This window comes from Bacillota bacterium, from assembly GCA_013178125.1.
In the GTDB taxonomy this organism is placed as follows: domain Bacteria; phylum Bacillota; class SHA-98; order Ch115; family JABLXJ01; genus JABLXL01.
Map to the genome: position 1 here is coordinate 1 of JABLXJ010000005.1, position 14,508 is coordinate 14,508.

Genomic DNA, 14,508 nt, shown 5'->3' on the forward strand with positions numbered 1-14,508 from the left:
CATTTGACCATTGAATTCTTGGCCTTACTCTTCGTGGTGTCATTCACAATCCCCCCAAATTCCTTTGAGAAGATTATACACCACTATCAACCATATTGCAATGTTATTTTACGAACTGACTACTAGTTCTAACACCCACTTGTAGCTTCGCGACTGTCAGCACCGCCTTTTCCCCAAGTCGAATTACCGCTAATCAGCAAGATTCAACGAGGCATTGCGCGGATCCGGTTATAGAGAGCCTTTTTAATTCACTAGATATTTCCCAGATAATATGGCTGTATTGTCTTGTATCAAAATGTAATTCCTTTAACCGGTATTTTCGGCATGTCCAGCCTCGATCCGGTCTATTTCCCTTTTACTTCATGACAACGTGAGGGCTGGACCCATGATGGAGCAATAATGAAAGATCTGCCGGAATGGGTTCACCTTCCGCTGAAAGCGCATAAAAGGATAACCCTATGCTGTTTCGTAATTCGTAGAGAAGGTTGCAGAGCGCATCCCAGTCATCTTGGAGCATAGGTTTGTTCAATTCAAAAATCAGAGTACCTATGGCTCTTCCATATAAAAATTTCCGCATGCCCAAGAGGGCATGATATTCACCACCCTCGATGTCCATCTTTACAAGATCTAGCCTAGGAGTTTGGGCCAAGAGGGTATCTATAGATTCGGTGAAGACTTCCACACTCTCCACAGTATCATTATAATGGAGGAAATAATCATCGCCATGTTTATGGATCGACGAATTACCGGTAAATCTCTTGGTACAATGAAAGCTGAGGGTCCCTTTATGATGAATATATCGCTTTATTAATGATGCTAGTACGATCGCTAAGGTAGTTAATTGACAAATTGTCTGCGAGAATCGGTATGAGATAGGGATTGGCTTCACAGGCGAATACATGCCCAACCGGACCTACAAGGTGGCCCAATAAGACCGAATAGTAGCCGATATTCGCCCCTATGTCCACCACCACCTGACCTGCCTTTACTTGATGCAACAGGAATTTGGTCAGAGGCAACTCTATTACTCCATTGATGATTAGATCGGGGCTAATACTTAAATCATCCGCGGGGACGATTAGCCTCCCGCCCCATAATGGCGAAACCAGCATCCTATTATTGCCTATATATACTCCGTGCATCCTATATACTCCTCACTCTATTATGACTGAGACTATTAGTCTATCGGCCCTATTATCAAAGAATGGGCAGTTACTCGATCCACCTAATCAAGTTGGGTTGCGGGTCCAGGATAGACTCATACTGTGGCAAAATACCATATACTCCTTTGGGATCGAGCGTCACATACCGTTGGTACTTGATCTGCCGATCCTCTAACGTCGCCCACCCAAAATGTTTAACTCGCAAGTCTGTCCGAGTTCCTGGCAAAAGGAAAAGGTTATTTGGCAATCGGCCACAATGTAGCGGCGTCTCACGCCATGTATAAACAAAATCGGGCTGATACCTCACCAAAAGGACTCTGTATGTCTTATGGGCCTGCCAATAGAGGTCCTCTCGATAATGCGTAGCATCCCAAAAGTCGTAAAGACGAAAGGAATAGTGGTCGTAGAAGGGCTGGTCGATGAGACCCCGGATGGTCGAGGCCGCTCTATCCTCCAGCATCTCATCTGCATCGAGGACTAGAATCCAGTCAGGGTTTGTACTTACGACAAGGTTCCATAGTTGCTTTCGTAGCTCGATTTCATTGGCAAAACCAGGCTGTGCATTTGATACTATCGTAAGTGGAATACCTTTGAGGGTCTCCTTACATATCTGAACTGTATTATCCTCACTAGCATCATCAAGGATCACTGCACTATCAATATATTGGGCGGCATGTCTGAGTACCTTGCAAAGATATCGATCAGCTTCATTTCTTACGAGCATGGCTAGAGTAAGCTTATTTCTTTCATATTTGATAATGCGATTTTCCGGGAATTTCGCCGGATCGACCTGGGTACCCTTCCTGAATTCGACGCCTCCTACTAGCCATTGCCCGTCGCATCCATCCTTTGCTGCCAGAATAGTACAATCGTAGTATTCTCGAAAATATCTGTCATTCTCAATCCCGTGTGTTAATACGCGGGCACCCAATAAAGCCTCCTGTGCATTATCATCTAAGTCGATAACGAAATCACTCAAGACCTCCGTCTTTGAGATTAGCTTTGCCTGTATTGAGGTAATGGAATCTTTCTCATATCCCTTCATAATCTGATCGCGATACCCTGGCGTAAAGAGCTCTATACCATCAAGCCCTCGCGGACGCCTGAAGTCAAAGCTCCAGAAGCGCTCAATAGTCTGTTTGGCGACTTTTAGAGCTTCCTCAGCCTCCTGCTGCGCACCAGCCGATTTCAACAGTTTTATTGCGATATCATGGTTGCCTGGATCGGCCTTCGTGATATTTATAATGCGATATTCCTGTACCCCTGCAAGATCCGATTCCCTGTAAATATGGTAAGCAGGATAGCAGGTATCCACATACAGCTTAAATCCAAGTGCTGCTGCCCGTATGCAAAAGTGCCTGTCTTCACCCCAGAATGAGACATTTGGAATCTCACTAAATGAGACGCCGGCCTTCAATGCGTCCCTACTAAGCAGCGTACATGCTCCTAAGCCCCCTATTTCATATAATCCAGGAACCCTTAAGCGCTCTAGAAAAACTCGGAGCCTCTTATTCTCTTCTTCTCGAGTAAGGCGTTCTCCGCGTGTGTGTTCGAATAGTGTATACTGATCGTATAACCAGACTTGCGGCAGCGGATCGGCCTCTGGCTGCCACTTTGTCCAAAAAACCTCTGACACGATAGGTCTACAGCAGGAGATTAGATGCCGGAGAGTCATGGGGTGAAGGACAAGGTCGGAATCTACCAGAAAAAGAAAATCATAGCCCTGATCTATCGCTAGATCAATCATACGATTCTTGTATGACGCAACCTTCCAGATCAGTCTCTCATTCCAGCGGTGGGTTTGATCGTCACGTACATACACAGTGCTTTCTTCACGATTTTCCCCTTCCCATATAATAACTGAACCGGCCGCACTCGAAGACCGAAATTCAGAAAGAAGGATAGATGAGTCCTTTAATTCGTTGTCATCAACGAACACATAGTCTACTGAGAGACCATTAAGATCCATATCAATAAGCGATTGTAAGAATTCCTTGAGGATTATAGGTTTTTGGTTGATCGGACTACCAATCAGCGCCCTGGGAACGCAAGACAACGCTCTCATCCTTTCAAAGCACATGGGGGTTGGTATTTCTTGTGATACTACCTCTTGCATAAGCACATCCTGTGCCAGGGATTAAATGCAAGGTTCAAATGTTCGAGCCGGAAACAACCAATTGCCGAAGTGTGGAGAATGTCGCTTGAGTAGGTGAGTTCCAATGCCATGAGACTGCGCCAGCCTTTGTTTTGCGGAGGATGGGAAGAAGGGGAAATGAAGCGCGAAAAGGTTAACAAAAAGTGAGTAGTTTCTTCACACCCCTGTTCGCTCAAAGAAGGTCCACCGACTATCTATTGTCTGTTTCAATCGGTTATGTTAGCGTATCAGATAGGATGATCTCCATGTGTCCCTGCTTTTCTGTCCCGGAGGAGAGAAAGGCTATAGATAGCATCCTAGACCGGATTACAAGATACGCTGGGCACCCCAAGAGTGGAATCGTCCTGGAACCGCTCAAACAACATTTATCTCTTGTGGCTCCAATCACTCTCGGGGAGTCTGGCCCGGTCAAAATGAACTTGGCTGCTGGGCCTGATATCTACAGAGAAAGGCTAGACCCTTGATGCCGGTAGATATAGCGGGATCAATGAACCATATGAATATCAAAACCATCGAAAGCAAATCAGCTCTAAACAAATCCGGTATCGGCGGCGTGGACTATGTCATCAACCCCTATGTAGGCTGCGCGCATGCCTGCGTGTACTGCTACGCTGATTTCATGCGCCGGTTTACAGGACACGAGGGTGAGGTTTGGGGGACTTTTGTGGATGTAAAGACCAACATCGTCGAGCGGTTGAAGCGGGAGATCTTTGGAAGAATTGACCGGTCAAGGGAGACGCGGCTGCGGCAGCCTGGTTTACCGGGGTCTCTACCTGGATTGTCCAGCTTCCCCCCTGGACCGCCCAGCTCTGCCCACCCGGCTGTTCCCCACTCAGCTGTTCCCCGCCCGGCCACCCACCGCGCCCGCTACACCGGCGAAATCATGTTCTCCAGCGTAACCGATCCCTACCAGCCCCTGGAGGCCGAATGGAGGCTTACCCGAGGTTGCCTTGAATCGCTTCTCGCAGTGGAATCTATGGAGTTGGCAGCAGAATCTGGCGAGGTAGAGATAGGAACAGGAGCAAAACCAGGGCCTCGGCCGGGGGCCGCCGGGCCTGAGAGCTCCCCACGCAGGGCCCGCAGGGCCATTTCCATCCTCACCAAATCCGACCTCGTAACGCGGGACATAGACATCTTGAAAGACTTTCAGGACTGCACCGTCGGCCTCACCATAACGACGGCTCGCGATGAAGTGGCAAGAATCTTCGAGCCTGGCGCGCCCTCACCATCTAGGCGCCTTGCCGCCCTTGAAAAGCTCAATGAAGCCGGGATCAAAACCTGGGTCTTTATGGCGCCGGTATTGCCTTACTTCTCGGACCGGCCTGAGGAAATGGAGCTATTATTCAAGGCTGTCGCGGCTGCAGGCACGCAGGAAATATCCATGGACCCCATGAATTTCTACCCATCTGTGAAATACCGGATGAGCAGCCTGTTCGACCGCGTCTCCCAAAGTGGGAACCGCACGAGCGCGGGACACACAGGTGGAGAGCATGCAGGCGCACTCGCTTACTTAAATAAAGTCATGCGCGATCCGGAGGGCTGGAGAATAGATATCAAGGCTGGCGCGCATAAGGCGGCGGACAAATACGGGATTCATATGAAATTCGCCTTTTAAGTGTAGGTTCATGAGACCGCTTCTTATTCCCTCTCTTGGACCCACTTTTCCGGCCACTCGGCAGGGACACCGGATGTGCCTTATACCCGCGCTGCCAGCCATTAATCTCAGAAGGCGGACTCCGGCAGGCATCGCGGCGGGAGAATCAAACCAACGCCTCCTGCTCCAGCCTTATGCCTTTCTCCAGCATATACTCTATCACCGGGTGGAAGCATTCAAATTCAGGGTTATCCAGCAGCCGGTGGAGGCGGGCGGCGTAGCCTCTTGGCAAGGGTTTCGCAAACTTCTCATATCGAATCAAAGTGTCCAGGTCCATCATGTAAGGCTTGATCTCGATTCCGAGGCTCTTCCGGAGATGCACGAATATGGAGAACCCGCCATAATCGATGTCGCCCCAATGGTAGAAGTCGCAGGCGACGCCCGGAACTGGATTATCCCGAGATTGGCGGGAATTGTCCCGAATACTGCGGAGGTTGTCCTGAACCCGCTGAAGATTGCCCGAAACGCGGCGAAGATCGTCCCGGATGCGGCGACAATTGTCCTGAGTATAGCGGTAGATGCGCCGGAGCAGCTCCCTCCGGGGTCGATTGTGATAGCCTCCAAGGTAGATCGCGAGATATCTTCGGCCCGAAGCATCACGGTGGCCTGGATTGGCCCTCAGGAATTCATGGTAGCTGGTGAGGTTTTCTATTGTTATCACATAATCCGCCGCAAGATCTATTATTTGGAGATGCTCTATCATAGGGGTGGGGAGACCCACATCCGGCATGAAGCATCCAAGGTCTAGCGATCGCCCGCGCGATTGGCGCTCGACATGATCTGGAGACCTCCCGCCATGATTTGCCTCAACGATATCTAAAAGCCTCTCGTCAAGTTGGACCTCTATCTGGCCACTCAGGTATACATATTGAAAGGTGTCTACCAGGCCGAGCTCTGCCAAAATCTCCTGCGAATCCCCTCCCATGGGATGGAAATCCCTCAGGATCGCCCTAACCCGCCCTTCGATCCGCCCAAACGCCTTGCTATCACCGAGCGCCCGCGCGCTGAATACCCTCTTGGGCGTTTCCTCATCGAGGTCCAACAGCGCCACAAGCGCGCAAAAGATCTTCTCCGCCTCCTCATGGTCCGCTATATCAAAATACCGAGCCACACTTTCCCGCTTCAAAAGCCTCTCAAGGGCATAATCAAAGAACTGCGAAAGCCAGCCCTCGGATCCCACCCTATCCCGGTAGGTCCGGATCAACTCAATCGATCTGGTCACATGATCATACTTGGGCGTCCTCCCGGCAAACTCGTATGCCGCCTGCACATGGTCAAGCGCAAGGTCTATCCTGTCAATGAGGTTCCCGCGCTCGTGCTTTACCCACCTGATGCAGATGATGCCTCGCTGCTCCAGCATTTCCGCCCCCTGATTGATCTCCTTCTTGAATCGCGCGGTGGAATCATCGAAGTACGCGGGCAGAGTGTCAGGCCTCACGGAAAATGAGATCCGCCTCTTAACCAGGCTGTCGCCGCGATAATGGGCGCTCCGCTCGTATCTATCGAGGAGCGCGTTTAAAATAGAGCGCAGGTAATCCATGGTAATCCCAACGGCTGTGATAGCATCGATAACGCTCGGCCTCCCGGCGTCATACAGCGTCCTTGAGCTGTTCGCCGTCCTCGAGTTGTTTATATTCATAGTCCTTGAGCCGTTTGTAATCCTCAACCCAGTTGTAGTTGCCATTGCGCATCACAAGCAAGGTGGTGGTCACGTGCGGCGTAATATATTCGCACTTTTCAGTAGGGGCCGCGATGATGCACTGGAGCCCCAGCGAGGAGATGAACCTCAGGCTGTTTTCGATCCTGTCGCTGTCCATGCGGTTGAACGCCTCGTCAAACATCATCAGCCTGATTGTCTGTTCGCTGGTGCGCGCGCGATAGAGCTGCAGGAAAGATGCTACAATGGCTACATAATACGGGGTCTGGGTCTCCCCGCCGGACTTTTCCCGGCAGACCCTGGAAAAGAACGCTTGCTCGCCGGCTGAATTCGTGATCCGTATGTCGTAGTCCAGGAATGTTCTGTAATCCGTAAAGAGGTCAAGGCTTTCATTCAGCTCTTCCTCTGATTCCGTGAGAATGCGTTCAAAGAAGGTATCGATGGCCTCCTTGTGCCTCGACTGGAACGCGTCATCAAAGAGCGAGCCTTCCACCAGGTGGACGTCCATTATCATGTCGTAGAATTTCTTGTATTCAGCTGCCGGCGTGACCATGAAGTGATAATGATCGCCTCCGAATTCTACCTCCTTCAAGGCATCATTCAGGAGGTTGAATTCCATCTGGGCGGTTTCGATATTCTCCTTGAGCCGGTACACGAAATGCTCCTTGAATTCCTCCTCGGCCTCCTTCTTGGCCACATTGATCTTTTCCTCGTATTCAGGCAGCTCGCTCTCAATGAGCTTCTTGCGCTCTGCCTCGTATTCGCCGATATCGTCCGGATTCGTGAGCCCGCCGAAGTGATAGGCGCTGTTGTAATTCATCTGGAGAAGGGTGAGCTCCTCCCGCTTCTTCGCTATTATCGTCTCCAGGCCCTTACGGCTTGCAGTGAAGTTGGCGATGATCTGCGCTGCCGGCTTGCTCGCTCTTTCGCGCCTGTAGCGGTCTTCCCATGCCTCTTCCCGCCCTGGGTGTCTGGCCAGGAATGACTCCAGATCAGCTGCCCTCTGCTCCCGCGCCAGGTTTGCTTCGACCTGGCGTTCCTGGCAGGCCTTGATCTCCGAGGTGAGCTGCCCCTCCTGCCGGCTCAAGCTGCGAATGCGCTCCCGCGCGCGGTCCAGCTCGGCCTTGATTTGCGCCATCTCATCCTCGATGCGCTTTACATCGGAAACATCGATCGAATCGAGCTCCCTCTCCAGCGCGGCGAGCCGGCGCTCGAGGTCCTGCAAGTCCTCGAACGCGCCGAGGTTTTCCCGTATCCGGTAAAATCGCTCATCCTTGCCGGCAGTGAGGTCCACGAGTCTCTTCCCGCGCGCGCATTCCGCCTTCAAGGCCTCGCGGGATGCGTCTATCTCGCGAAGCTGTGCCTCCTTGAGCGCAATCTGGCGGGCATAGGCTCTCTGGCCTATAAATGGCGTCTCATAGACGTGGAAAGGAATCTGCCGCGCCACGTTGTTTCGGTATGTCATGCATGTCGACGTGATGGCCTGGCGATAGCGTTTCAGCTCCTGCTCATTCTCGCACTTGATCACGCGGCCCAGCAGCTGATTGATGTAGGCCCTGGCATGGGGATCGTTGGTTTTGACCTCGGTGGCCAGGGAATTCGGTTCGGCGCGGTATCCGCCCTCCAGCACCTTGCCCGTGTTGACCAACCCCACGCCGGATATGTTCTTGGCCCGCTTGTACTTTTCATATATTGAAAGGGCAAAATCGAAATACCTCGGTGGCACTATGAGATCGAACCTTTGCGTATTGAGGAAGCCCTCCACTGCATCCTGCCATTTTTCGTTGGGCACCTCCAGGAGCTCGCACAGGATAGCCGGCTTCACGTCCGCCTGCAGGTCCTCCCAGGCCCTTTCGGCGATGAGGTCCCGGAGGTCCGTGATCTTCCTGTCATACACGAGCTTGTGGGCGCGCAGGCTCTCGAGTTCCTTCTCCAATGCGCGAGCCTGCTGATCAAGGGACTGCAATTCGTTCTGGCGCTCCCAAAGTTCCTTGCTCCACCTGAAATTGAGGTTGGCGAATAATTCTCTGGCCCTCTCAACCGTCGAGGCGCAATCCTTTACCCCTTCATCCTCATGCTGGATTGCATCAAGGAGGTGGCGGAGCTCGTCCAGGATCTTCCGACCTTCCTCCAGGGCTTCAGGAGAAGCCGCCTCGACAAGGGCTGAGACCTCTCTGGATTCCTCCGCAGCAAGCCGCTTCAGATCCGAAATTCGGACCCTGATATTGCTCCTCTCCTGATTCAGCCGGCCGATCTCAGCCTGGAGCTCCCGTATGCGTTGGTAAGTGGCGTTCGCCGCAAGCAGGTCGCGGCAGGCGATGTAGCGCTGGTCCAGGGAATCCTCGTCCTGACGCGCCTCACCCAACGCGGCCAGCACCCGGTCCAAGGCGGCATTCTTCTGGGATTCCCCGTTTGAGAGCTCCTGGAGCCGCTCCTCCTCCTGCTCCAGCGTCGCCCGGCAGATCAGGTAATCCTGGGTGAGCGCGCGCTCATGTTCCTGGCCGATATCTTCATACTTGGCCCGAATTCCCTCGAGCGCGGCGATCTTCGCCTTCGTCTGTTCGACCAGATCGCTGTATTCCTTGTACCGCTCGAAATTCTCGCGCATGATGTCTATGTTCACGCGCTTTTCGTCCAATACATAGGAATAGACGAATTGGCGGATATCAGTGATCGGCTTGAATGAAATAGCTTTCACGAAGAGGGTGAAAAAGCGCTCCCCGAGAGAGCCCAGCTTCATGAGGAGGTCTTCTCTATATTGCTCGACAGAAGGATAGACAATCGCGTCATAGCCCTTCATGTGAATCTTGAATTCGCGAATATTGCGCGGGCGCTTGCCGGCGAGAAAGAGGTCGTCAGTTATCCGCTGTCGCTCGATCTTGAAGAAGTTGGTCTTGTAAGTCATCCCATCCGCATATGAATCCATCACCGCGCCGACGATGAAGTATTCGCCTTTGGAATGGTCGCAAAACTCAAGGGCGATGTACGAAGTGATATCTCCCTGACGTAGGGACTTCTCGCCGTTTTCGGTAGCGACGCCGGTCTTGCAGCGGAGGTAGCCGAGAAGGTCGCGCCTTGTTTCCTCATGGGCCGATACGTTGAATCTCACCTGGCGCAGATCAGCCACGAGGACATATTGTATGGCATCGAGGATCGTAGACTTCCCTGTGCCGTTATCGCCGGTGAGAAGGACGCTCCCCTTGATATTGAGCTCCTCGTTACTGAAATAGTGCCAGTTGATGAGCCTGATCTTGGTCAATTCCTTCATGGATTCACGCTCCCCTTGTCGCCGCGACTTCAGCCGCGACTTCAACTTGAATAGCCTCGAGCTCAGCCTCAACGGCGGCGGTCTCGTCGCCCGTAGTATCGCCTTCCACGGTATAGCCCTCCATGGCTTCAGCTCCCGCGCCGCCGTTCCCCCCGGCTTCAACCTCCGTGGCTTGAGCCTCCATAGCGTCGCCCGCAGCAGCGTCGCCCTCGCTGGCGTCACTCTCGGCAGTGCCACTCCCGGCAGTGTCACTCCCGGCAGTGTCACTCTCAGCAGCCTCACCCTCGTCAGCTTCGCGCCCGGCCTGGCGATAAGAAGCCAGCTTCTCATAAACCTGGCGTATGTCGTCCACCCGCACGGCAAGCAAGATCGAAGGCAAAAGGACCAGCCGGCAGTCGGGATCAATAGGGTTTCGATCGAGGACATCCACCAGGTTGAACCTCTTCATAAGGGAAATCGCATCCCGGAGCCCTTTCTTATCTATGGGTCTATCTCGTATTTGAAGGGCGGCATACTTCTCCTGGATCTCCCGCACCCTGATTACCACGTTTTCGGCAAGCGTAAGCTCTCGCCGCTTCTCCTCATAGCAAAGGCGGGCCAGAAGCAAGATTATGCTCTCCTGGAGCCTGAGCTGCAGCCGGTTGAACCCGTCCCGGTTCACAGCCTGGTATACCCCGAGCCCCTTGTCCCCTATCAGGTCCCACCCGGACATCCCCAGGTATTCACGAATCATGGACTCATGCCGCTCGATGAAATAGTAGTCACGCCGCTGGTCTTCTTTTCTCTTGGTAATGTAGGTCTGCGCGAGGAGCTTGTTCACTATTCTCCTAAAATCCTCGCGCTGCCCCGCGGTGAAAGCCTCATACTCAACAACCCAATTCATCATCGGCACCATCATCGGCATCATCGGCCCGCCTTTATCTTTCGCTTGATCAGAATATCCTTGAGCTCAAGTAAACCGTCAGCGCCCATTGCACTAAAACGCCGGCCGTCAAATTCCGCGGTATAGTCCACCATTCTGGAATGGCTGTATGCCGCAACATAGATCATGCGGACTAGATCTTCTATTGTCTCCAGGGGGAATTGGGACACGCGCGCGCTTTCTCTCTCGCCAAGTTGCTGCAGGACAAATTCATTTATATGTTCACGCGTCATTTTGTTCGCGAGTCGTTCCTTGATCCTGGCGAGCGTCCGGGCGCGCTCCTTTGGATCCAGCTCCGCAAGGCTCACAAGGTCCTCCGGGTTGTGGCCCCTGCTGATTTCCCTTGCCGTATAGAGGGAGGCCACATCAAGGAAATTTTGTTCATAGATGCTGAAAAGCCCTCTTATTGGAGCCGGCACGCTACTATCCTTTCCAAATGAAGATTCCTTTAACAAACCTGCCAGGTATTTTAATACCTCCAGTAGCTGGCCCTCTGTATCCCTGCTGCTGTTGAGGATGTATTTTATCTGCATAAACGAGGAATTCGCGTACTGGGCGTTGCGCCTGTCGATTTCTTCGAGGAGGTTGTCCATGTTGAGGTAGCTCTGACGAATGAAATCCAGGCGCCGGTAAGCATCCTGCTTCGCCTCGTCAATGGTCCTAAACCGGCCGCGCCTGACATCCGCCGCCGCTATCTCAGCGACCCACAGGTCATTCTCGTACCATTCGCTGATCTTGCTGATAATCCGCGGCCGGTATTTGGAGACGTTGTCCGAGGTCTTGAGGCGGTGGTACGAACGGTCCAGTATCTCCTGCTTGTAATCCTCGAAGTGAATCTTGAGGATCTCCTGAGGCTTCTTTTCCTTGAGCACGAGCTCGATGTAGCGCTTGATATTATGGTTTAGCGACTTTAGCCCATTGATCAGCTGCTCGGTCTGCTCATACGCCTTTTCGAGGGCAATATGTCCCTGTTTCCCCGCTTCCTCAGAATAGAGCAAGGTATAGGTGGCATACACGTAGCCCTGGTACTCCGCCTGGTAGCTGCGCCTGATCTTGTCCAGCGTGTCAATGATTCTGATGGCGTAGTCAGTGAGATTGACATATTGCTCATAGTTGCTGTAGGTCTCGATTGCGACCCATCCGCATTCCTCGAGCTTACGCAGGATGAAACTGGCCCTATCCCTAACGGTGGCGGCGGCAAGCATGGAATTCTCCCATATTTCGTCATCCAGGGCCCGGGTCAGAGAAGCATCTGAGTTACTTGCCATTTCCTCCTCGATGACTTCAACCAGGCAATCTATGACGACCTCCCGCGGGAGACCGAAGTTTATGAGGAGGTATTGCTGGTAAATGGCAAAGATGGCCTCTGAATACAGGGCTTTTAGTGGGCTCGCAAGAATACTGAAAAACTTGTCCGGGACAATGTCAAATAGCTTTGCCATGAGCACCGTCCTGAATAGCATTTTATGCCGCTGAGTGCAGGTTCCTTAATCTGCGCTAATTTACCAACACATTCCAAGACTCACGGTGCTTGCGCGACGGGATCTTTGAAACCTGGCAGGGCCCTCGCGCCAAATTTCAACGGAGCCGCGCCGCAAGCGCGTCGCCCCCGGCGTGCAACACCGTAACTTGCAACACCGTGACTCCTAGAAAAGTAGCGATAGTCTTCGAACCTACACTTGGCGGTTAGATCAGCCCGGCCCACGGGCACTACTGATGACGGGCACTACAGATATTATAGCATAAACAATTATGGCATAGATAATATTCGATATCACGTTCCTGCCACGCCCCTCACACCCCTCGCGCCTTCACGCCCCGGCACTTGCCCATCAGCCCCGACATTTGCGATCCAGGGTTCCATCAGACGTAGATCACGGGTGGAGCGGGAAGAGTAATATGAGTCACGAGCTAGGTGGGGCGTATGATGTATAACAGCGTTTGGGTCCGCTACCCTGGAGCGGCGCGGCGCCTGTCATTAAGCTTTACATTATGATAAAATACCTTTGAAGAGTTCTTTCTAAAAGATCGTTTCGATGTTTCAATATGGGGGAATCTATATGGAGATCAAGGTCAATGGCGCATCACTCCGGCTAGTCCGGGGCGATATCACGGCACAGGAGACCGAGGCAATCGTCAATGCCGCCAATTCAAGCCTCATGGGCGGTGGCGGGGTGGATGGGGCGATACATAGGGCCGGCGGGCCGCAGATCCTTGAGGAATGCAAGAAGATTCGCCGGGAAAAGGGCCCCTGCCCGCCCGGGAAAGCGGTGATTACCACCGGAGGGCGGCTCAAAGCCCGCTATGTGATTCATACTGTCGGCCCGATCTGGCAGGGCGGGAATTACGGTGAGGATCAGGTCCTCGCCAACGCATACCAAAGCAGCTTGAAGTTGGCGAAGGAACACGGGATACGCACCATCTCCTTCCCGTCGATCAGCACAGGGGCTTACCGGTTTCCGATAGAGCGGGCAGCCAAGATAGCCCTCAGCACCGTAAAGGAGTTCCTGGCAGCCGAGGACGGGTTCGACGAGGTGCGGTTCGTCCTGTTCAGCAATGCGGATTTGAGGGTTTATGAGGAGGCGGCAACCCCTTCCGGCCCCCTTTCGGATTTGTAAGATATATTATACCGTACAATCCCGGGATTAGGCGCCCGAGCGAGAAATTATCCTCACCGCGGGGCGCTCTAAACATGTTATGTCAGTTGGCATAGGTTATCCCAGGCGGATCGCGAGTCTCGACCCTTTTCGTCTTACAACATCTTGGGACGATCCATAAACTTTATGCCTATTGACTATATCTATTGATTATGCTACTATGCTACTGGAGGTGATTCCCGTGCAACTCAATATCTACATTCCTAAAGAGAAAAGTGGCATATTAACGGCCCTAGACCGGGTCGCGGAAACGACCAAGCGTCCCAAGAACGAAATAGTCCTTGAAGCACTCGAACGTTATTTGCCCGCCGTAGCTCCAGTTACGCTCGGGGAATTCGGCCTGGGAAAGATGAACAAGGTCAGCCGTGCAGATCTCTATGAGGGAAGGTTAAAGCCTTGATTCTCGTGGATACAAATGTCCTGGTCTATGCCATTAACACCGATGTTCCGCAACATGAAATGAGCCGGGCGCTAGTAAAGGCTGTCCAAACAAGACAACTCGACGGCGCATTATTACCTCAGATCCTCCTTGAATTCTTCGCCATAATCACAGATCGCCGCCGCGTTACAAAGCCTCTCGGAGCGAAGGAAGCATGGGAGCAGGTGGAGCTATTGAAGGCCATCTTTCCGGTGCTGGATGCGGGGCTCAAGTCTCTGGACTACCTCAAAGAGGTGCTAACAGAAGGGAAGGCAAAGGCCAGCGACATTTTCGATGCCTATTTAGTTGCCCAGATGAGAGCTTGCGGCATCTCCGTCATTTGCACTTACAATACCAGGGATTTCCGCAAGTATAGCGGTATCATCGCACAAACACCCGAATCACTCATCCTTCACCGGCAAGATTCGGCACATTGAGGATTCTCCCCGCGTCACTCTATGTTTTGCTTATCGGCGGACGCGTCTCGTGCATCCGTGAAATATTTTCCCATGGTTCTGTCTTTCCTAGTATTCCTTATCGGTTTTACCCGCCTTTCTGCATGTGATCCAGCCACTGGCCCCACATAGTTATAGCTTGCCATGTACCCTCCTCAT

At 52.5% G+C, this 14,508-nt stretch carries 11 protein-coding genes; 4 read left to right on the top strand and 7 right to left on the bottom strand.

All coding sequences use genetic code 11. The features are described 5' to 3' along the window. Positions 1-355: 355 nt before the first annotated feature. The 3 genes from HPY71_05560 to HPY71_05570 all read right to left on the bottom strand — a co-directional run bounded on the left by HPY71_05560 (position 356) and on the right by HPY71_05570 (position 2,208). Positions 356-889, bottom strand: coding sequence for an FkbM family methyltransferase (locus HPY71_05560; protein NPV52972.1), 534 nt, complete (start codon positions 887-889; stop codon positions 356-358). Further along, positions 786-1,142: an FkbM family methyltransferase gene (locus HPY71_05565; protein NPV52973.1), complete on the bottom strand. Its 357-nt coding sequence runs from the start codon at positions 1,140-1,142 to the stop codon at positions 786-788. The genes HPY71_05560 and HPY71_05565 overlap by 104 nt, the downstream gene beginning before the upstream one ends. 70 nt (positions 1,143-1,212) lie before the next feature. Further along, the gene (locus HPY71_05570; GenBank protein ID NPV52974.1) at positions 1,213-2,208 is read right to left on the bottom strand and encodes a hypothetical protein; all 996 of its coding nucleotides are present in this window, start codon (positions 2,206-2,208) and stop codon (positions 1,213-1,215) included. Positions 2,209-3,814: 1,606 nt separating this feature from the next. On the opposite strand from HPY71_05570, the gene HPY71_05575 reads away from it, so the two are divergent. Beyond that, positions 3,815-4,933: a radical SAM protein gene (locus HPY71_05575; GenBank protein NPV52975.1), complete on the top strand. Its 1,119-nt coding sequence runs from the start codon at positions 3,815-3,817 to the stop codon at positions 4,931-4,933. Positions 4,934-5,078: 145 nt separating this feature from the next. Here HPY71_05575 and HPY71_05580 read toward each other — a convergent pair whose 3' ends face one another. The 4 genes from HPY71_05580 to HPY71_05595 are packed head-to-tail and all read right to left on the bottom strand — an operon-like array spanning position 5,079 to position 12,261. Then, positions 5,079-6,611: a hypothetical protein gene (locus HPY71_05580; protein NPV52976.1), complete on the bottom strand. Its 1,533-nt coding sequence runs from the start codon at positions 6,609-6,611 to the stop codon at positions 5,079-5,081. Next, positions 6,562-9,897, bottom strand: coding sequence for a hypothetical protein (locus HPY71_05585; protein ID NPV52977.1), 3,336 nt, complete (start codon positions 9,895-9,897; stop codon positions 6,562-6,564). The genes HPY71_05580 and HPY71_05585 overlap by 50 nt, the downstream gene beginning before the upstream one ends. A 4-nt stretch (positions 9,898-9,901) precedes the next feature. Continuing rightward, complete coding sequence (locus HPY71_05590) at positions 9,902-10,804, bottom strand: DUF4194 domain-containing protein (protein ID NPV52978.1); 903 nt, start codon at positions 10,802-10,804, stop codon at positions 9,902-9,904. After that, a complete protein-coding gene (locus tag HPY71_05595; protein NPV52979.1) occupies positions 10,801-12,261 on the bottom strand; it encodes a hypothetical protein in 1,461 nt (486 codons plus the stop codon). Before HPY71_05595 ends, HPY71_05590 begins: the two co-directional genes overlap by 4 nt. Before the next feature lie 618 nt (positions 12,262-12,879). On the opposite strand from HPY71_05595, the gene HPY71_05600 reads away from it, so the two are divergent. From HPY71_05600 to HPY71_05610, 3 genes are all read left to right on the top strand, one after another. After that, positions 12,880-13,437, top strand: a complete 558-nt coding sequence (locus HPY71_05600) for an O-acetyl-ADP-ribose deacetylase (GenBank protein NPV52980.1) — start codon at positions 12,880-12,882, stop codon at positions 13,435-13,437. 220 nt (positions 13,438-13,657) lie between these two features. Then, positions 13,658-13,876, top strand: a complete 219-nt coding sequence (locus HPY71_05605; protein NPV52981.1) for a hypothetical protein — start codon at positions 13,658-13,660, stop codon at positions 13,874-13,876. Further along, the gene (locus HPY71_05610) at positions 13,873-14,331 is read left to right on the top strand and encodes a PIN domain-containing protein (protein NPV52982.1); all 459 of its coding nucleotides are present in this window, start codon (positions 13,873-13,875) and stop codon (positions 14,329-14,331) included. The genes HPY71_05605 and HPY71_05610 overlap by 4 nt, the downstream gene beginning before the upstream one ends. Positions 14,332-14,508 lie beyond the last annotated feature (177 nt).

What these genes read in the sequence shown, in the direction of transcription:
- HPY71_05565 (NPV52973.1), bottom strand. Translation starts at nt 1,142, where the DNA reads ATGCACGGAGTATATATAGGCAATAATAGGATGCTGGTTTCGCCATTA.
- HPY71_05570 (NPV52974.1), bottom strand. Translation starts at nt 2,208, where the DNA reads ATGAAGGGATATGAGAAAGATTCCATTACCTCAATACAGGCAAAGCTA.
- HPY71_05575 (NPV52975.1), top strand. Translation starts at nt 3,815, where the DNA reads ATGAATATCAAAACCATCGAAAGCAAATCAGCTCTAAACAAATCCGGT.
- HPY71_05580 (NPV52976.1), bottom strand. Translation starts at nt 6,611, where the DNA reads ATGAATATAAACAACTCGAGGACGGCGAACAGCTCAAGGACGCTGTAT.
- HPY71_05585 (NPV52977.1), bottom strand. Translation starts at nt 9,897, where the DNA reads ATGAAGGAATTGACCAAGATCAGGCTCATCAACTGGCACTATTTCAGT.
- HPY71_05590 (NPV52978.1), bottom strand. Translation starts at nt 10,804, where the DNA reads ATGATGCCGATGATGGTGCCGATGATGAATTGGGTTGTTGAGTATGAG.
- HPY71_05595 (NPV52979.1), bottom strand. Translation starts at nt 12,261, where the DNA reads ATGGCAAAGCTATTTGACATTGTCCCGGACAAGTTTTTCAGTATTCTT.
- HPY71_05600 (NPV52980.1), top strand. Translation starts at nt 12,880, where the DNA reads ATGGAGATCAAGGTCAATGGCGCATCACTCCGGCTAGTCCGGGGCGAT.